The 17,656-nt window shown below is 67.6% G+C and carries 17 protein-coding genes, 2 tRNA genes and 1 pseudogene; 11 read left to right on the forward strand and 9 right to left on the reverse strand.

Annotated features, from left to right (window positions below; translation table 11 throughout):
* Positions 1 to 22: 22 nt before the first annotated feature.
* The 6 genes from ABZ345_RS15700 to pknB are packed head-to-tail and all read left to right on the forward strand — an operon-like array spanning position 23 to position 8,393.
* Entirely contained in the window at positions 23 to 484 is a 462-nt protein-coding gene (locus ABZ345_RS15700; RefSeq protein ID WP_359848054.1) for an FHA domain-containing protein, read from the forward strand.
* On the forward strand, positions 481 to 1,908 hold the full coding sequence (locus ABZ345_RS15705) for a PP2C family serine/threonine-protein phosphatase (protein ID WP_359848057.1): 1,428 nt from the start codon (positions 481 to 483) through the stop codon (positions 1,906 to 1,908). The genes ABZ345_RS15700 and ABZ345_RS15705 overlap by 4 nt, the downstream gene beginning before the upstream one ends.
* A gap of 3 nt (positions 1,909 to 1,911) precedes the next feature.
* Complete coding sequence (locus ABZ345_RS15710) at positions 1,912 to 3,384, forward strand: FtsW/RodA/SpoVE family cell cycle protein (RefSeq protein WP_359848060.1); 1,473 nt, start codon at positions 1,912 to 1,914, stop codon at positions 3,382 to 3,384.
* Positions 3,381 to 4,853: a penicillin-binding protein 2 gene (locus ABZ345_RS15715; protein ID WP_359848063.1), complete on the forward strand. Its 1,473-nt coding sequence runs from the start codon at positions 3,381 to 3,383 to the stop codon at positions 4,851 to 4,853. Before ABZ345_RS15710 ends, ABZ345_RS15715 begins: the two co-directional genes overlap by 4 nt.
* On the forward strand, positions 4,853 to 6,334 hold the full coding sequence (locus tag ABZ345_RS15720; RefSeq protein ID WP_359848066.1) for a serine/threonine-protein kinase: 1,482 nt from the start codon (positions 4,853 to 4,855) through the stop codon (positions 6,332 to 6,334). Before ABZ345_RS15715 ends, ABZ345_RS15720 begins: the two co-directional genes overlap by 1 nt.
* Positions 6,335 to 6,389: 55 nt before the next feature.
* Positions 6,390 to 8,393, forward strand: a complete 2,004-nt coding sequence (pknB, locus tag ABZ345_RS15725) for a Stk1 family PASTA domain-containing Ser/Thr kinase (RefSeq protein WP_359848068.1) — start codon at positions 6,390 to 6,392, stop codon at positions 8,391 to 8,393.
* A gap of 61 nt (positions 8,394 to 8,454) precedes the next feature.
* Here the strand turns inward: pknB and ABZ345_RS15730 are convergent, their stop codons facing one another.
* Positions 8,455 to 9,096, reverse strand: a complete 642-nt coding sequence (locus ABZ345_RS15730; RefSeq protein WP_359848071.1) for an aminodeoxychorismate/anthranilate synthase component II — start codon at positions 9,094 to 9,096, stop codon at positions 8,455 to 8,457.
* A 104-nt stretch (positions 9,097 to 9,200) separates the two neighbouring features.
* On the opposite strand from ABZ345_RS15730, the gene ABZ345_RS15735 reads away from it, so the two are divergent.
* Positions 9,201 to 10,622 (forward strand): pyridine nucleotide-disulfide oxidoreductase, encoded by a 1,422-nt coding sequence (locus ABZ345_RS15735; RefSeq protein ID WP_359848343.1) that lies wholly within the window; start codon positions 9,201 to 9,203, stop codon positions 10,620 to 10,622.
* Between the two features lie 781 nt (positions 10,623 to 11,403).
* Here the strand turns inward: ABZ345_RS15735 and ABZ345_RS15740 are convergent.
* Together ABZ345_RS15740 and ABZ345_RS15745 are read right to left on the reverse strand one after the other, a co-directional pair.
* On the reverse strand, positions 11,404 to 11,559 hold the full coding sequence (locus tag ABZ345_RS15740) for a hypothetical protein (protein ID WP_359848074.1): 156 nt from the start codon (positions 11,557 to 11,559) through the stop codon (positions 11,404 to 11,406).
* The gene (locus ABZ345_RS15745; RefSeq protein WP_359848077.1) at positions 11,559 to 12,467 is read right to left on the reverse strand and encodes a class E sortase; all 909 of its coding nucleotides are present in this window, start codon (positions 12,465 to 12,467) and stop codon (positions 11,559 to 11,561) included. The genes ABZ345_RS15740 and ABZ345_RS15745 overlap by 1 nt, the downstream gene beginning before the upstream one ends.
* Positions 12,468 to 12,981: 514 nt before the next feature.
* On the opposite strand from ABZ345_RS15745, the gene crgA reads away from it, so the two are divergent.
* The gene (gene crgA, locus ABZ345_RS15750; RefSeq protein WP_045313022.1) at positions 12,982 to 13,248 is read left to right on the forward strand and encodes a cell division protein CrgA; all 267 of its coding nucleotides are present in this window, start codon (positions 12,982 to 12,984) and stop codon (positions 13,246 to 13,248) included.
* Positions 13,249 to 13,482: 234 nt separating this feature from the next.
* Entirely contained in the window at positions 13,483 to 13,878 is a 396-nt protein-coding gene (locus ABZ345_RS15755; protein ID WP_359848080.1) for a PH domain-containing protein, read from the forward strand.
* Here ABZ345_RS15755 and ABZ345_RS15760 read toward each other — a convergent pair.
* Together ABZ345_RS15760 and ABZ345_RS15765 are read right to left on the reverse strand one after the other, a co-directional pair.
* Entirely contained in the window at positions 13,875 to 14,795 is a 921-nt protein-coding gene (locus ABZ345_RS15760) for a rhomboid family intramembrane serine protease (RefSeq protein ID WP_359848081.1), read from the reverse strand. The two genes, ABZ345_RS15755 and ABZ345_RS15760, sit on opposite strands and share 4 nt — an antisense overlap.
* Entirely contained in the window at positions 14,792 to 15,340 is a 549-nt protein-coding gene (locus tag ABZ345_RS15765; RefSeq protein ID WP_359848083.1) for a peptidylprolyl isomerase, read from the reverse strand. Before ABZ345_RS15765 ends, ABZ345_RS15760 begins: the two co-directional genes overlap by 4 nt.
* 94 nt (positions 15,341 to 15,434) lie before the next feature.
* Here ABZ345_RS15765 and ABZ345_RS15770 point away from each other — a divergent pair, with 94 nt between their 5' ends.
* Complete coding sequence (locus tag ABZ345_RS15770) at positions 15,435 to 16,004, forward strand: hypothetical protein (protein ID WP_359848085.1); 570 nt, start codon at positions 15,435 to 15,437, stop codon at positions 16,002 to 16,004.
* Here ABZ345_RS15770 and ABZ345_RS15775 read toward each other — a convergent pair whose 3' ends face one another.
* Positions 16,005 to 16,538, reverse strand: a complete 534-nt coding sequence (locus tag ABZ345_RS15775) for a DUF2020 domain-containing protein (protein WP_359848087.1) — start codon at positions 16,536 to 16,538, stop codon at positions 16,005 to 16,007.
* Positions 16,539 to 16,647: 109 nt separating this feature from the next.
* On the opposite strand from ABZ345_RS15775, the gene ABZ345_RS15780 reads away from it, so the two are divergent.
* Entirely contained in the window at positions 16,648 to 17,040 is a 393-nt protein-coding gene (locus ABZ345_RS15780; protein WP_359848089.1) for a DoxX family protein, read from the forward strand.
* A 63-nt stretch (positions 17,041 to 17,103) separates the two neighbouring features.
* Here the strand turns inward: ABZ345_RS15780 and ABZ345_RS15785 are convergent.
* From ABZ345_RS15785 to ABZ345_RS15795, 3 genes and pseudogenes are all read right to left on the reverse strand, one after another.
* Positions 17,104 to 17,176: transfer RNA gene (locus ABZ345_RS15785), tRNA-Ala, on the reverse strand.
* Between the two features lie 34 nt (positions 17,177 to 17,210).
* Positions 17,211 to 17,330 (reverse strand): annotated as a pseudogene (locus tag ABZ345_RS15790) (DLW-39 family protein); the annotation flags it as partial.
* 196 nt (positions 17,331 to 17,526) lie between these two features.
* Positions 17,527 to 17,600, reverse strand: a tRNA-Ile gene (locus ABZ345_RS15795).
* Between the last annotated feature and the right edge of the window lie 56 nt (positions 17,601 to 17,656).

Raw genomic sequence — 17,656 nt, forward strand, 5'->3', positions numbered from 1 at the left:
AAGGCAGGAGCGGTTACAACCGGTGCAAGAGCTGGTGATGCAGCTGACCAGAGCGGGCTTTCTCGTGCTCCTCTGGCTCTTTGTGCTGGCCGCCCTACGTGTGGTCCGCTCTGATCTCTACGCAGCCTCAGGGCTCCGGGCGTCAGGTCTGCCCGGATTCCGGAGGTCCGACAAGTCGGCGAGGGGAAGCAAGGCGCCTCGGCAACTCGTGGTCACCCACGGGGCGCTGACCGGCACCCGCATCTCACTCGACGGCCGGCCGATCCTGATCGGCCGCGCTGACGACTCCACTCTCGTCCTGGACGACGACTTCGCGTCGACCAGGCACGCGAGGCTGTCCATGCGCGGCACTGACTGGTACGTGGAAGACCTCGGCTCCACGAACGGCACCTACCTAGACCGAGCCAAGGTCACCGCACCCCTGCGCGTACCTCTCGGCACCCCGATCCGCATTGGCAAAACGGTGATCGAGCTGCGCTCATGACCTTGGTTCTTCGATACGCGGCCCGCAGCGACAGGGGTCTGGTTCGCTCCAACAACCAGGACTCCGTGTACGCGGGCCCTCGCCTGCTCGCAGTCGCCGACGGCATGGGTGGCCACGCCGCCGGTGAAGTCGCGAGCAAGGTGGTCATCGCCTCGCTGGCCCACGTCGACGACGACGAGCCAGGCGACGACCTCCTCGGCAAGCTCCGCGACGCGGTCGCGGCCGGCAACGGCGCCATCTCCGAACTCGTGACGAGCGACCCGGACCTGGAAGGCATGGGCACGACGCTCACGGCCATCCTGTTCGCGGGCAACCGCCTCGGGCTCGTGCACATCGGCGACTCGCGCGCGTACCTGCTCCGTGAGGGCATGTTCGCGCAGATCACGCACGACGACACGTTCGTCCAGTCGTTGATCGACGAGGGCCGGATCACGCCGGACGAGGCCGCCACGCACCCGCAACGCTCGTTGCTGCTGCGCGCACTGACCGGCCACGACTTCGAGCCCAGCCTCACCGTGCGCGAAGCACGGTCCGGCGACCGGTTCCTGCTCTGCTCGGACGGTCTGTCCGGCGTGGTGAGCCTGGAGACGCTCGACGAGGCGATCCGCATCCCCGACCCGCAGGCCTGCGCGGACCGGATGATCGAGCTCGCGCTCAAGGGCGGCGGCCCCGACAACGTCACGGTGATCGTGGCGGACGTCGAGGACGTCGACTTCGGCGACGACTACCCGATCGTCGGTGGCGCGGCCGGGGACGGCAGCGAGGAGCACAACACTCCGCCGGACTCCGCGGCCTCACGGGCGAGCGCGCTCACGCAGCAGCGCCCGCCGATGCCGCAGCGCATGGAGGCACCGCCGCCACCGCAGCAGGACCCGAAGCGCAAGAAGCGCAACGCCATCAAGGCGTTCGCGATCATCTTCGTGCTCCTGGTGCTGACGGCGGCCGTCGCGGTCGGCGGCAAGCTGTGGCTCAACACCCAGTACTACGTCGGCGCCACCGAGGACGGCCAGGTCGCGATCTTCCGCGGTCTCAACGGCACCGTGCTCGGCTTCAAGCTGTCGTCCAAGGCCGAGGACTCGTGCCCGCCCGGATCGACCGGCTGCACCCCGATCACGCTGAAGGACCTGCAGGAAGGTGGTCGCAAGACCATCACCGCCGGCATCCGCAGCGACAACGGGATCGACGGCGCGCGCGCCGCGGTCAGGTTGCTGCGCACGGAGCACCTGCTGCCGTTGTGCAAGGACACGTCGTCGACGTCGAGCACCACCACGACGACGACTCCGACGAGTCCCACGACCCCGTCCAGCAGCACGTCCAGCACGCCTCCGGCGAACGGCACGCCCAACCCCGAGACCGGGGCCACCGAGCCGTCGCCGACCCCGACGGGGCAGAAGGTCGGCGTGGAATGCCGGGAGGGTCCGTAGTTGATGGGCTCGCCCGTCCCCACCGGGGAAGGCTCACCAGGCGCGTCGGTGGCGACGAGCACGTCACCGGGGCTGCGACCGCCGACGCGGCGCGGCACCGAACTGGTGATGCTCGCGTTCGCGGCAGGAATCGTGACGCTGGCGCTGATCCTGGTCGAACTCAACCAGGAGCGGTCGCTGAGTCTGAGGATCCTCTGGCTCGGTCTCGCATACCTGGCTCTGTTCGGCGCCGCTCACCTCGCCGTGCGCAGGTGGGCGCCCTACGCCGACCCGGCGATCCTGCCGTGCGTCGCGCTGCTCAACGGCCTCGGTCTGGTGGTCATCCACCGGATCGACCTCGCTCTTGAAGGCGTCCCCTTCCCGGACGGCTCCGTGTGGGATCCGGTGGCGTTCAAGCAGGTCATCTGGACCGGCATCGGGTTGCTGCTGTTCGCGGCGACCCTGAAGTTCCTCTCGGACCACCGCACGCTGGCGCGGTTCGGCTACACGTTCGGCCTCGTCGGACTGGTCGCGCTGCTGCTGCCCGGTGTGCTGCCCGGTTTCATCGCGCCGACGATCAACGGCGCGAAGATCTGGCTGCGCATCGGCCCGTTGTCCATCCAGCCGGGTGAGTTCGCCAAGGTCCTGCTGATGGTCTTCTTCGCCGCCTTCCTGGTGTCGAAGCGCGACCTCTTCACGACGGCGGGCAAGCGGTTCCTCGGCATGGACCTGCCGCGTGCCCGCGACCTCGGCCCGCTGTTCGCGGCCTGGGGCGTCACGGTCGCGGTCATGGTGCTGCAGAAGGACCTCGGCTCCTCGCTGCTGTTCTTCGGCATCGTGCTGGTGCTGCTCTACATCGCCACCGAACGCGCGGCGTGGGTCGTGCTCGGCCTGGGCATGTTCTCCGGCGGCGCGGTCATCGCGTGGAAGCTCTTCACGCACGTCCAGCAGCGCGTGGCGAACTGGCAGGACCCGATCGGCCGCTACGACGTGGTCGGCGGCGGGTACCAGATCTCGCAGTCGCTCTTCGGTCTCGCGACCGGTGGCATCGGTGGCGCGGGCCTCGGCGCGGGCCGCCCGGAGATGATCCCCGAGGCGAACACCGACTTCATCACCGCCGTGATCGGCGAGGAGCTCGGGTTCATCGGCCTCGCGGCGGTGCTGCTGGTCTACATGGTCCTCTCCCTGCGCGGCCTGCGCGGCGCGATCTCGGTGCGCGACAGCTTCGGCAAGCTGCTCGGCGGCGGTCTGGCGTTCGCGCTCTGCTTCCAGGTCTTCATCATCGTCGGCGGTGTCACGAAGCTGATCCCGATGACGGGTATCACCGCACCGTTCCTGTCCTACGGCGGTTCGTCGCTGCTCGCGAACTACATCCTGGTCGCGTTGCTACTGCGAATTTCTGCCGCGGCGAGGGCCCCGCAGAAGGCTCCCAAGCCGAAACCGCAACAACCGGCTATCGCCGACCAGCACACTGTGATGGTGGAGCGTCCCAAATGAACACACCGCTCCGCCGCGTCGGCATGGCCATGATGGTCATGATCCTGCTGCTACTGGGCAACGCCACGTGGGTGCAGGTGATCAACGCCGACGAGTGGCGCCTGAACACCTACAACCGCCGCGTGCTGCTCGACGAGTACGCCCGCAAGCGCGGTCTGATCACGGTCGCCGACGGCACGGTGATCGCGGACGTCAAGGAGACGACCGATCGTCTCCGGTTCCTGCGCACCTACAACAACGGCAAGGTGTACGCGCCGGTCACCGGCTATCTGTCGGTCACCTACGGCACCTCCGGCATGGAGCGCGCCGAGAACGACCTGCTCAACGGCTCGGACGACCGGCTGTTCGCCCGCCGCGTCTCCGCGCTGATCACCGGTCGCGACCCGGTCGGCGGCAACGTCCAGCTCACGCTCGACTCGAAGGTGCAGCAGGTCGCGTACGACCAGCTGACAGCCAAGGGCTTCACCGGCTCGGTCGTCGCGATCAAGCCCGCGACCGGCGAGATCCTCGCGATGGCGAGCACGCCGTCCTATGACCCGAACCTGCTCGCGAGCCACGACTCGGACGAGCAGGCGGCGGCGTGGAAGCAGCTCACCGCCAAGGACGCGAACGACCCGTTGATCAACCGCGCGACGCAGGCCCTCTACCCGGCCGGCTCGACGCTGAAGACCGTGGTCGCCGCGGCCGCGCTGGCCGACGGCAAGAACAAGGACACCCAGTACACCGCCGCGGGCACCATCAAGCTGCCGCAGAGCACAACGGACCTGCCGAACTTCAACGGCCAGCCGTGCGGCCCGGGCCAGACGGTGTCGATGGAGACCGCGCTCGCCAAGTCGTGCAATACGGCGTTCGCCGAGATGGCCGGTCAGGTGGGCGCGAACAAGCTGCGCAGGCAGGCCGAGAAGTTCGGCTTCAACGACTCCGGTCTCAAGGTGCCGCTGCCCGTCGAGACCTCGACGCTCGGCCAGATCCCGGACGACGCGGCGCTCTACCAGACCGGCATCGGCCAGCGCGACGTGCAGATCACGCCGCTGGAGAACGCCGTGGTGGCGGCGACGATCGCCAACGGCGGCAAGCGGATGCAGCCGTACCTGGTGTCGAAGATCCTCGGCCCGGACCTGAAGCCCATCGACGAGACCGACCCCGACGAGGTCGAGACCGCGATGAGCAAGGACAACGCCACCACGCTGCGCGACATGATGATCCAGTCGGAGATCAACACCGGTGGAGAGGGCCGCAACCAGAACATCCAGGTTGCCTCGAAGACCGGTACCGCCGAGCACGGCACCGACCCGTTGAAGACCAAGCCGCACGCCTGGTACATCGCGTTCGCGCCGGCGCAGAAGCCGGAGATCGCGATCGCGGTGATCGTGGAGGACGGTGGCGACCGCGGTCTGGGTGCCACCGGCGGCAAGGTCGCCGCTCCGATCGGGCGCGCCGTGATGAACGCGTACCTGGTGGGTCGCTGATGCTGACCAAGGGCCAGCTCCTCGCCGACCGCTACCGCCTCACCAGGCGGATCGCGGTCGGCGGCATGGGCGAGGTCTGGGAAGGCGCCGACGAACGGCTCGACCGCCGGGTGGCCGTGAAGGTCCTCAAGGCGGAGCTGTCCGGCGATCCCGAGTTCCTGCACCGCTTCCGCACCGAGGCGCGGATGACGGCGTCGCTCAACCACCCCGGCATCGCGTCGGTGCACGACTACGGCGAGACCGCGTCCGTCACCGACGGGCCGGAGGACACCGCGTACCTCGTGATGGAGCTCGTCGAGGGCGAACCGCTCGCGACGGTCATCTCACGGGGCAGGCTGACCGCCGAGGTGACGCTGGACCTGCTGGAGCAGACCGGAAACGCGTTGCAGGCCGCCCACGAACGCGGGCTCGTGCACCGGGACGTGAAGCCGGGCAACATCATGGTCACGCCGTCGGGGAAGGTGAAGATCACCGACTTCGGCATCGCGAAGGCCGTGGACGCGGCACCCGTGACCCGGTCCGGCATGGTCATGGGAACCGCGCACTACATCGCCCCCGAGCAAGCTCTCGGCGGAGAGGCCGAACCCGCGAGCGACGTTTACTCGTTGGCGGTGTGTGGCTACGAATGTCTTGCAGGGCACCGGCCGTTCCTGTCGGACAACGCGGTGACGGTCGCGATGATGCACATCCGCGACATCGCGCCGCCGTTGCCGCCGGACGTGCCGCCGGGTGCGCGCGCGTTGATCGAGGCGACGCTGGTGAAGGACCCCCGGCAGCGCTACCGGACCGGTGGCGAGTTCGCCGCCGCCGTGAGCGCGGTGCGGGTGGGTCAGCCGCTGCCGACGCCGTCCGGGTTCTCGATGCCGCAGATGGTGCCGCAGCAGATGGTTCCCCAGGGACCACCGCCGATGGCGCCACCGCAGGTGCCGCAGCAGCCACCTCCGCAGGTTTCGCAGCCGCTTCCGGTGCCGCCGCAGATGGCGCACCACAACACGGGACCGATCCGTCCCGGGACCCATCCGGGCATGCGACCGGCGCACCAAACCGGGACGTTCAACCCGATGTCGGCACCACCCGGGAGAAACCGGGCGGTCGTCTGGGTTATGGTCGCTGTCCTGGTGACCGTGCTGCTGGTGCTCGGCGTGGTCGTCCTGTGGAAGTTGACCGTGAAGTCGAACAACGGCAGCGGCCAAGGTGGCCAGACGACCACCTCCAGCTCGGTGAACCCGAACGGACAGGCGAAGCCCGACACCGCCGACCGGATTCCGGGCAACACGCCGAAGCGACTCGACGAGGACGACTACATCGGTCGTTCCGGCAACGAGGTCAGTGCAGACCTGATCGACCACGGCTTGGAGCCCAGAGTGCTGACCCCGCAGGGCACAGCACCGGGCGACCTGAAGAAGTGCCGGGTCACCGCCATCGCGCCGACTGGCGAGATAGCGGCTGGCTCGCAGGTGAAGGTGACGTGCGCGCCATGAGCAAGAGCAGAACCGAGTTGGGAACACCGTCGACGAGGAGCGGGACGAAGCACCGATGAGCACTCCACGACTGCTCTCAAACCGCTACGAACTGGGTGAGACCCTCGGGTACGGCGGCATGTCCGAGGTCCACAAGGGGCGGGACGTCCGTCTCGGCAGAGACGTGGCGATCAAGGTGCTGCGCGCTGACCTCGCCCGTGACACCCAGTTCCAGGAACGCTTCCGGCGCGAGGCGCAGAACTCGGCTGCACTGAACCACCCCGCGATCGTGGCGGTGTACGACACCGGCGAGACGCAGACCGAGTACGGCCCGTTGCCGTACATCGTGATGGAGTTCGTCGACGGCCGGACGTTGCGCGACATCGTGAAGACGCAGGGTCCGCTGTCGGGCAAGCGCGCGATGGAGGTCATGGCCGACGTCTCGGCCGCGCTCGACTTCAGCCACCGGCACGGCATCGTCCACCGCGACGTGAAGCCGGCGAACGTGATGATCACGAAGTCCGGCGCCGTGAAGGTGATGGACTTCGGCATCGCCCGTGCCCTGCACGACGGTCAGGCCGCGGTCACCCAGACCGCCGCGGTGATCGGCACCGCCCAGTACCTCTCACCGGAGCAGGCGCGCGGCGAGTCCGTCGACGCCCGTTCCGACGTCTACGCGGCCGGCTGCGTGCTGTTCGAACTGCTGACCGGCGAGCCGCCGTTCACCGGTGACTCCCCCGTCGCGGTCGCGTACCAGCACGTGCGGGAGGACCCGAAGGCGCCGTCGCAGCTGAACCCGAAGGTGTCGCCGCAGCTCGACGCGATCGTGCTGAAGGCAATGGCGAAGGGTCCCGCGAACCGCTACCAGTCGGCCGCGGAGATGCGCGCCGACCTGGTGCGCGTGTTGTCGGGTCAGCGTCCTTCCGCCCCGGCCGTGATGACCGCCGAGGACCGCACCGCCGTGATGAACGAGCAGGCGCGCACCCCTCGCACGCAGGTCGTCAACGCCGGCGGCCGGCACCGTCCGGCGGCGTTGAAGTCGGAGCCCGAGGACGAGTACGACCCGATCGCCGACGAGGAAGAAGAGCGGCGCGCCAAGCGCAAGAAGGCCATCATGATCACGTTGGTGGTGATCCTGTGCGTGGCCGTGCTCGGCCTCGCCGCGTGGATCACCGCGAACATCATGAACTCCGGCAGCCAGACCTCCGACAAGGTCCCGGTCCCGTCGCTCGTCGGCCGGAGCCCGCTGGAAGCCAAGGAACTGATCACCAAGGCCGGCCTCGTGCCGCTGCAGCAGGAGATCGCGTGCGAGCCGGGCGCGAACGGCGCCGCGGCCCCGTGCACGTCCGACCAGATCTCCAAGGTGATCAGGTCCGACCCGCCCGACGGCTCGCAGGTGCAGAAGGGCTCGCAGGTCACGGTCTTCGTCGGCGCGCCTCCCGGTGAGGCGACCGTCCCGGACCTGAAGGGCAAGACCGCCCAGGAGGCCCAGGCGATCGTCGACAAGGACCCCAGTGGCTTCAAGCTGGTGCAGGCCGCCGAGTCGATCGAGGTCGACGACGCGAAGCTGCAGGGCAAGGTCGCGACGCAGAACCCGGAGCCCGGCCTGAAGCTGAAGAAGGGCGGCACGATCAACATCCAGCTCGGCAAGGCACCGGACAAGCAGAACGTGCCGGATGTCGTGGGTGATGATCAGGACGACGCCCGCCAGACGCTCCAGGGTTCCGGCTTCAAGGTCAACATCGAGCCGGTCGACAGCGCCAAGCCCGAGGGCAAGGTCATCTCGCAGACCCCGGTCGGCAACAGCAAGGCGGCCAAGGACACCACGGTCACGCTGAAGGTCTCGAAGGGCAACCAGTTCGAGATGCCCGACCTGACCGGCCTGAGCGAGAAGGAAGCCGAGAACAAGCTGAAGGCGCTGGGCTGGAACGGTGTTCTCAACGTGCAGGACCAGACGGTCTCGCCGGGGTCGCCGCAGGTGAACAAGGTGATCACCCAGCAGCCCGCGAAGGGCACGGCGATCTCGAAGGGCACTTCGGTGACCGTGAACATCGGCAAGGCAGGCATCGTCACCACCTAGCGCCAGGTCACGACGAAAAGGGCGGCTCCTCGGAGCCGCCCTTTTTTGCTTATTGGTTTGGTTACTGGCGAGCGGCTGCGGCGAGCGTGCGCATGCCGTTCTCGAGTGTCGCGACCGTCGCCTCGGGAACCTCGTAGCCGCAGACCTTGAGCCAGTTCGCGAGCATCCGGTGGCCGCCGTCGGTGAGCACCGACTCCGGGTGGAACTGCACCCCTTCGACCGGCAGTTCCTTGTGGCGCATGGCCATCACGATGCCGGTCTCGGTCTTGCCTGTGACCTCGAACTCCGCGGGGATCGTCTCCGGCAGCACCGTCAGCGAGTGGTAGCGGGTGGCGATGAACGGCTTGGGCACACCGGCGAGCACACCCTTGCCCTCGTGGAAGACGATGCTCGTCTTGCCGTGCAGCAGTTCGGGCGCGCGGTCGACCGTGCCACCCCACACCACACCGATGGCCTGATGGCCGAGGCACACGCCGAAGACCGGCTTACCGGTGTCGGCACACCGCTTGATCACGTCGATGCTCGAGCCGGCCCGCTCCGGCGTACCGGGCCCAGGGCTGACGAGCACGCCGTCGACCTTCGCGATCTCGTCGAGGTCCAACTCGTCGTTGCGCCGCACGACGCACTCGGCCCCGAGCTGGGCGAGGTACTGGACGAGGTTGTAAACGAAGCTGTCGTAGTTGTCGACCACGAGCACGCGCATGGACAGAGCCTAGTCGGTCTAGTCGAGTGAGTTAGCTCTCGTCTGGGATGAGGTAAGCCTTCCCTAAAATAGGTGTCATGAGTCGTCCCTTGCGCGTCGCGGTCATCGGCGCCGGTCCGGCCGGTGTGTACGCGGCCGACATCCTGACCAAGTCCGACGTCGACGTGCAGATCGACCTCTTCGAGAAGCTGCCGGCGCCCTACGGCCTGGTCCGCTACGGCGTCGCGCCCGACCACCCCCGCATCAAGGGCATCGTTGGTGCGTTGCAGAAGGTGCTCGACAAGCCGTCCGTCCGCTTCTTCGGCAACGTCGAGTACGGCGTGGACATCAAACTCGACGACCTGCGCCAGTTCTACAACGCGGTCATCTTCTCGACCGGCGCCTCCTGCGACCGCCCGCTGGACATCCCGGGCATCGACCTGCCCGGCAGCTACGGCGCCGCCGACTTCGTGTCCTGGTACGACGGCCACCCGGACGCACCACGCACCTGGCCACTGACCGCCAAGTCGGTCGCCGTGCTCGGCGTCGGCAACGTGGCTTTGGACGTCGCCCGCGTGCTGGCCAAGAGCGCCGACGAACTGCTGGTGACCGAAATCCCGCCGAACGTCTACGAGGGCCTGGCCGCCTCCCCGGTGACCGACGTGCACGTGTTCGGCCGCCGCGGCCCGGCCCAGGCGAAGTTCACGCCGCTCGAACTGCGCGAACTCGACCACTCACCGTCCGTCGAGGTCATCGTCCACGCGGAGGGCATCGAGTTCGACGAGGCCTCCCTGGCCGCGATCCGGAGCGACAAGCAGGTCTCCATGATCGTGAAGACCCTGCAGGAGTGGGCGATCCGCGACGTGGGCTCCCGCCCGCGCCGCCTGCACCTGCACTTCCTGGAAGCACCGGTAGAGGTGCTCGGCACTTCGAGCGTCTCCGGCCTGCGCACCGAAACCCAGGAGCTGACCGGCGACGGCAACGTCCGCGGCACCGGCGTCTACACGGACTGGGACGTCCAAGCCGTCTACCGCGCGGTCGGCTACCTCTCGACGCACCTGCCCGACATCCCGTTCGACCACGTCTCGGGCACGATCCCGCACCTCGCGGGCCGCGTGCTGGACCTGGACGAGGTGCCGATCCCAGGCGTCTACGTCACCGGCTGGATCAAGCGCGGCCCGATCGGCCTCATCGGCCACACCAAGGGCGACGCCCTGGAGACCATCACCAGCTTGCTGGAGGACCTGGACTCCCTCCCCCGCGCCGCGTCTTCCCCGGATGCCAACCACGCCGCGTCCTCTCCGGACGGCAGCCGCGCCGCATCCTCCCCGGATGGCAGCCGCGCCGAGGACCCCTCGGATGCCAGCCACACCGAGGCCTCCCGGGACGCCATCGTGGAGTTCCTCGAACAGCGCGCCGTGCCGTTCGTGACCAACGAGGGCTGGAGCCGGCTCGACCTGCACGAGATGGCACTGGGGGCACTCGAAGGCCGCGAGCGCGTGAAGGTCGTCTCGCGCGAGGAGATGACCGCGATCTCGAACGGCTGACCGCCGTTCCCTGATGAAGCCGCCATCGCGTGGGCGCGGTGGCGGCTTCACTTACTCGCTCGCGGTCGTGCGGACACCTGGCCCGTCGTGCGGACACGCTGTGCAGATACCTGGCGCGTCGTGCGGATACCTGGTCTGCGAACGCTGAGCTGCGCCAACGGCCGCTCTGCCCGAACGGCTGCTGCACCCGGCTGCTCTACGCGAACGGCCGCTGCGCCTCAACGCCGACACGGCCTCGCCCGACGCCGCCCTCGCCGTCTCGCCGACCGCCTCGCCGTCTCGCCGACCGCCACGCCGTCTCGCCGACCGCCACGCCGCCACGCCGACCGCCACGCCGGCGCCCAGCACTCCTTGATGCCCAGTCCGCCTTGGTGCCCGGCACGCTCTGGCTGAGCACGTCCTCGAGCCCGTGTCCTCAACCCTGCCCCGCCACCATCACAACGTCACCCGTGATCGTGACAGCTGTGACAACGGCTCCGGCAGTCGTCGAGCACCGAGCCTGTGCCCGCTGCCCCCGCGCGCTTCCTCATGTCGCAACGACAACGGCAGGATTTCGGTTCCCGCCGATCCTGAATTCCTGTGGACAACTCGTCCAACCTCGACCCACGTTAGCGGACCCAATCCGCTGAACTGCGCAAACAGCCGTCCCAAGCCCATGATCACCACCGCACATCACCCGTCCAGGTGACCCGCATCAGTCGATCACTGAGCCGCGAACCGCCGCCCAACTCAGCCGCCCGGCTGCTCCGCTCGACTCAGCCGCTCAACTCAACCGATCAGCTCACTGGGTCGTGACGTGGTTGAACGGCAGCTTCGGCTCCGCCCACGGGAACACGACGAACATCAGCAGCGCGATGATGCCCACGGTCAGCACGACGGCCTCGACGATCCGCAGATACAGCGGGCCCGGCAGGTGCCGCCAGATCCAGCCGTACATCAGCCCTCCGTCATCTCTGGCGGCACGAAGCCGTCGGCCACCGGGTAGCTCTTGGTCTCGATGGCGTGCACGATCAGGCGCTGCCGGTCGGAGAAGCGCGGGTGGCAGGTCGTCAGGGTGAGCAGGCGGGCCTGCTTGTCGGCCGGCACCGCGGTGTTGACCTGGTGCGGGATCGGGGCGATCACTTCGCCCTGGGTCGGCACGACGATCTCCTGGCCCACGGTCTTGGCGTAGGCGTCGCCGAGGGTGGTCGACAGCGGGGCCACGCCGGTGCAGGCGGCTTCCTTCGACCTCGCGTTCGCTGCCCAGCCGGCGACCTCGTTGCTCATCGGGAGCACTCGGTAGACGAACCACTGGGTCTGGGTCTGCACGACGATGGCGTTGCAGGACTGGAGCAGGTCGAGGTCGTTGAACGGGGCGCCCTTGCCGACTCGGTGGCCGGCGATGGCGAAGTTGCCCGACTCTCCCGGCTGGGCGGTGTCCTTGTAGTGGCCGGGGCCGATCTCGAGGTGCTTGTCGGTCGTGCCCTCGACGACCGAGAACTTCCAGTCGTTGCCGAAGACCGGGATGTACATCTTCGCGAAGGCCTTGCCCTCGATGAGGGTCGTCTTGGCCTGGCGGTTCGGGTCGGACGGGGGCGGCGTCACGACGTTCGAGCTCCACTCGGAGTCGAGCGCGGCGGTGGCCTCCTGCTGCTTCTCCGCGGAGAGCAGGTCCGTCACGTAGACCTCGTAGACGACGAACAGCAGTACGACCAGGCCCATCGTGATGAGTGCCTCGCCAACGCCGCGCACGACTTTGCGGGCCGTGCTGTCCGGCGGCGGGGTGGGCTTGGCCTCTTCCTCGTCGTAATAGTCGTCATCGTCGTAGTAATCGTCGTCGTAGTCGTCCTCTACGCGCGGGATCACCTCGGTGGGCGGATCGACCGGGCGAGGACGGGGCGGCATTGCCTGCGGAGGCCGGCTCTGCTGAGGCATTCCGGGAGGCGGGGTTCCGGGAGGCGGGCCCTGTGGAGGCATTCCCCGCGTCGGCGTTCCAGGAGGAGGACCCTGCGGAATTCCGCGCGCTGGAGTGCCCGGCGGCTGGCCACCGGGAGGCGGTCCCTGACGGCGCGGCGGAGCGCCGCCCGGAGGCAGGCTGCCCGAGAAAGCGCTGGTGAACTGCGTTGCGTCGGGCGGCGGCACCGGGCGCGGCGCCGGGGTGGCCCGCACGTGCTGCAGGTCATCACGACGGGGTGCAGGGCGCCTTGGAGGCGGCTGCTGCGGTCCCGAGTTCACCTGAGAACCTCCGCGCGGACTGTGAACTGAAAACAACTGCGTCTGCCAGGTGGTTCGCTCACCACCTCCGCTACGTTAACGTGTTCCCCGAGTAGTGCACGTAAACTTGCGTCACTGAGGGATATCCACGTCAGGCGAGGACAGCATGCCCAAGTCCAAGGTCCGGAAGAAGGCGGCCTACACCGCACCGACTGACCGCCGCACGCCGGTCAAGGTCAAGGCAGCGGGACCGTCACACCCGGTCTACGTCGTTATCATGCTCGGCTTCATGGTCCTGGGCCTCGCGTGGCTGGTCGTCAACTACATCGCGGCCGAGAAGATCCCGTTCATGCTCGAGCTGGGCGCGTGGAACTTCGCCATCGGCTTCGCGCTGATGATCATCGGCCTGCTGATGACGATGCGCTGGCGCTAGGCGCTCACCCGCTCACTGTTCGTCGAGGTCGGCCCGGACGTCACACGTCCGGGCCGACCTTTGTTATCTCCTGGTTCACCTGGTTCATCCGAGCGTCACCGAAGCACACGGCTGTAAGTCATCCCCATTGGGGACAAGTCCTGTGGACAACTTTGCGCGAAATTGCACAAGCGTCGGTTTCCCCTCATGCGGAGCCGTTCAGTTGTCCACATTGAATGCGGGACACTCGACGGTGTGACTCGCACCTGGTCCACTCCCGCCCCGCTCGTCGCGGTCGCGTGGGTCGTCGCCCTCATGCTCGCGTTCGCCACGATCATCGCGGACGACAACGCGGGCCGTCTCCTCATCGGACTGGCAACGTTGCTGGTCACGTACCTCGCGGCGTTCGCGACGATCGCCCGGCCGCGCCTGTCCGCGGACGTGAACGGGCTCGCCGTGCGCGGGCTCGCGAACACGACGCACCTGCCGTGGCACGAGGTGAAGATCAAGCTGCAGACCACTCGCCGGCTCGGCAGGGAACAGCAGTCGTTGGAGCTCGACGCCGACGACCGTCTCGTGGTGCTCACGAAACTGGACCTCGGCGCCGACCCGGAAGAAGTCGCCGGAGTGCTCCACGCCCTGCGCCCCTAATTCGGGCGGCAGGTCCTGGCGATCTCGAGAATGACCTCCGCGTCGGTGTCGAGCTGAGCCGCCCTCAGGGCGAACATGCCGCCGAGCAACACCACGGCGGCCACCACGGCACCGATTTGGTAGAGGTTGCGGTTCTGCGCGGGCGCCCTGACCATCGCGATCGTCAGCAGGCCGCCGATCACGAACCCGCCGAGGTGCCCGAGCAGCGAGGCGTTGGTGAAGAGGTTCGACACCAGGTTGATCCCGACGACCACGACGATCGTCGAGATGTCCCGCCGCTGGCGTTTCCACAGGATGAGCAACGCGCCCATCAGGCCGAACACCGCACCGGACGCTCCGGCGAGCTGTTGGCAGACGGTGCCGAAGTAGAACGCCGCCGCGCTGCCGCCGAGCAGCGACAGGAAGTACACGGCGCTGAACCGGAGCTTGCCCAGCTCCCGTTCGACGTTCTGGCCCACGACGTGGAGAACCGCCATGTTGAGCGCCAGGTGGATCAGACCGAAGTGCATGAAGCCCGACGTGAGGACCCGCCACCACTCACCCTGGGCGGTGAGCTCGGGGATCATCGAGGTCGCGGTGAAGAAGCCCGCTCTGTCGTTGTTCATCGGGCTGCCGGACTGGAAGACCGTCACCACGTACGCCAGCACGTTGAGCGCGATCAGCACCGGCGTGACGATCACGCGGTCCGACACCTCCGCGCCCACGATCGTGCGAGCGGAACGGACCGTGCGCTTGCCTTGGTTCACGCAGTCGACGCACTGCATGCCGACCGCGGCGTCGCGCAGGCAGTCCGTGCACATCGGGCGGTCGCACCTGGTGCAGCGCAGCCGGGTGGGCCGATCGGGATGACGTGCGCAGACCGGGGTTTCCGGCTCCGCTCCGATCGGCCCTTCCGGTGGCACGGGGGCGTTGCTCACGCGCGTTCGATCGTGATCCGCTCGATCTTGATGTCGTTGACCGGACGGTCGCCCGCACCGGTCGTGGTGTTGCCGATCGCGTCGACGACGTCGCGCGACTCCTGGTCCGCCACCTCACCGAAGATCGTGTGCTTGAAGTTCAGCCACGTCGTCGGCGCCACGGTGATGAAGAACTGGGAACCGTTGGTGTTGGGCCCGGCGTTCGCCATCGCGAGGATGTACGGCTTGTTGAACTGCAGTTCCGAGTGGAACTCGTCCGCGAAGCGGTAGCCGGGGCCACCGCGGCCGGTGCCGGTCGGGTCGCCCGTCTGGAGCATGAAGCCGGCGATGACGCGGTGGAACAGGGTGCCGTCGTAGAACGGCCCCGACTTCGTGCCACTCGCGTTCGCCTCGGTGTAGTCGCGGGTGCCCTCGGCGAGCCCGACGAAGTTCGCCACCGTCTTGGGGGCGTGGTCGGGGAACAGGTTGATGCGGATGTCGCCCTGCGTGGTGTGCAGGGTCGCCGTCACCTTGGTCCCGACGAAGGATTCGTTGCTGTCAGCCACCACCCCATCGTGCCATCCACGGGCAGCGATGTTCAGAAAGGGGCACGATGGGTACCTCTATGACATAACCGGACGACAACATGTGGAGCACAGGATGGACGAGGTGGACGTCATGACCCGCGCCGGCGAGTCCGTTGGCAAGGCTGTCGGCACCGGTCTGAAGGCCGCGCGCCAAGGTGTCGTTCGCGCTGGTCACGCCGCTGAGGTGAAACTCGCGGAGCGCGGCATCACCACCGACCAGGTTCGCGGCGCGCTCGTCGAGCGGGCCGACACGCTCATGGGCAAGGCCGAGGACTGGGAGAAGCAGACCCGCCGCTCCCGCAAGCGCCTCGCCAAGAAGAGCGCGAAGACGCGCGCGGACCTCATGAGCAAAGCCGAAGAAGTGCGCAAGGAAGTTCGAAAGGCCGCCAAGCACGCGCGCAAGGACGCCAAGTCGCGTGCCAAGGAGATCCGCAAGGCCGCGGCGAACATCGGTGGTGACGCACCGAAGCGCCGCCGCTGGCCGTGGGTGATGGGTCTGCTGATCGCGGCCGCAGTTGCCGGCTACGTCGCGTTGACGCGCAGGCCGGAAGAGATCCACCTGCAGGACGACGAGGAGCAGGCTCCGCTGCCGGAGCCCGTCCTCAACGGGCAGGTGCCCGTCCAGAAGGAGCCGGTCAAGTAGTCAGAGCTTGAGGTTCGTGATCGCGGTCTCCGCGATGCGGCGAGCCTTGATCGACTGCTTCTGGTTGCTGGTGACGACCACAGCGGCGTCGCTCTTCGCCACGGCGTAGACGACGCCGCTGTCGTTGCTCACGTACCCCCCGGTCCACCCGGTGGGCGAGTTCGCGGGCTGTGAACCGTCCGGCGCCGCCTCGTCCACGATCTTCTTGGCGATCCGCTCATCACCCACGTAGACGCGCACGGTCAACTGGATCTCAGTCGCGTTGGCGTAGAAGAAGCACGCCGGGTGCGGCTCGTCCGTTGACAGTTTCACCTTTGGTACGCGCTGTCCGTTCGCCTCGGCCACGAATGTCGTCGCCAGGTACGGGCAGGCGCCGTCTTTCGCGGGCTGGGGCGCGGGCGGCACTGTCGGAGCCGCGCTGGTCGTGGTGGTGACCTGCTGGGTCGACGTCGCGGGAACCGGCGTGCTCTGGACGACAGCGGGAGCGCACGCGGCGAGTGCTCCGAGCAGGGGCAGCAACAGTGCTCGTTTCATAGGGGCAACAGTCAACCAGATACCAAATGCGCCTCTAGCGGCACACTCTAAATTGGTCCATACCTTTTGTGCCCTGCCCCTGCCCCCGCGCCCTGGAAGGACCCTGACAATGGAGTTCCTGGAGCAAAGACGAGAGCACGCCCTGGCGCTCTTCCGCATCGTCCTCGGATTGTTCTTCGTGATGCACGGGGTTCAGAAGCTGTCCAAGGGAACTGATCTGCTCTCCTGGCCAATGGGCCCGATGAGCCTCATCGAGCTGATCGGCGGCGGCCTCGTCCTCATCGGTCTGTGGACGCGATGGGCAGCGCTGGTCGTCTCCGGCGCCATGGCCTACGCGTACTTCGTGGTACACCAGCCGCGCGGTCTGCTGCCGCTGCAGAACGGTGGCGAGCTCGCGGCGGTCTACTCGTGGGCGTTCCTGCTGCTGGTGTTCACCGGCGCGGGAGTGTGGAGCATCGACAAGCTTCGGCAGTCCTCGAAGAAGTCGCTAGCCAACGTATGACGCGAGAAGCACAGAAGCCCTGTTCGCTACGGCGGCGAACAGGGCTTCTGCGTGAACAACTAATGGAGACGAGGGGAATCGAACCCCTAACCCCCGCCTTGCAAAGGCGGTGCTCTGCCAATTGAGCTACGTCCCCGCGATCTGGGGGCGGCAGGCCGCCCTCAGGATCAGTCGGTGGGAGCGGTGGCCTCGCGCCACAGGTCCGCGTCGGCCTTGGCCGAACGGCTGCGCTTCACGAAGAACAGAACCGCACCGGCAACCACGACGAGTGCGATGATCTTCTTAGCCACTTCGAATCCCTCCCAAGACTGCTGGTGCACGACCCCACCACGCTACAGCACCACAGCGGCTGCGGAGCGATCAACTGTGATGGGGGTCCGGGGGCTCGCCCCCGGCAGGGGGTCTGGGGGCTTGCCCCCAGATAAAAGGACGATGATTCGGCATAGGTTGGCGAATTCCGCCGACATAAGTATGCGCCGAATCGAGTGGGCCTAGGAGGACTTGAACCTCCGACCTCTTCATTATCAGTGAAGCGCTCTAACCGCCTGAGCTATAGGCCCTCGATCAACTGTCACCCCTTGGGGCGACGAGAAGAACCTTACAGGATCGTCCGTCG

This window comes from Lentzea sp. NPDC005914, assembly GCF_040629405.1.
Taxonomy (GTDB): domain Bacteria; phylum Actinomycetota; class Actinomycetes; order Mycobacteriales; family Pseudonocardiaceae; genus Lentzea.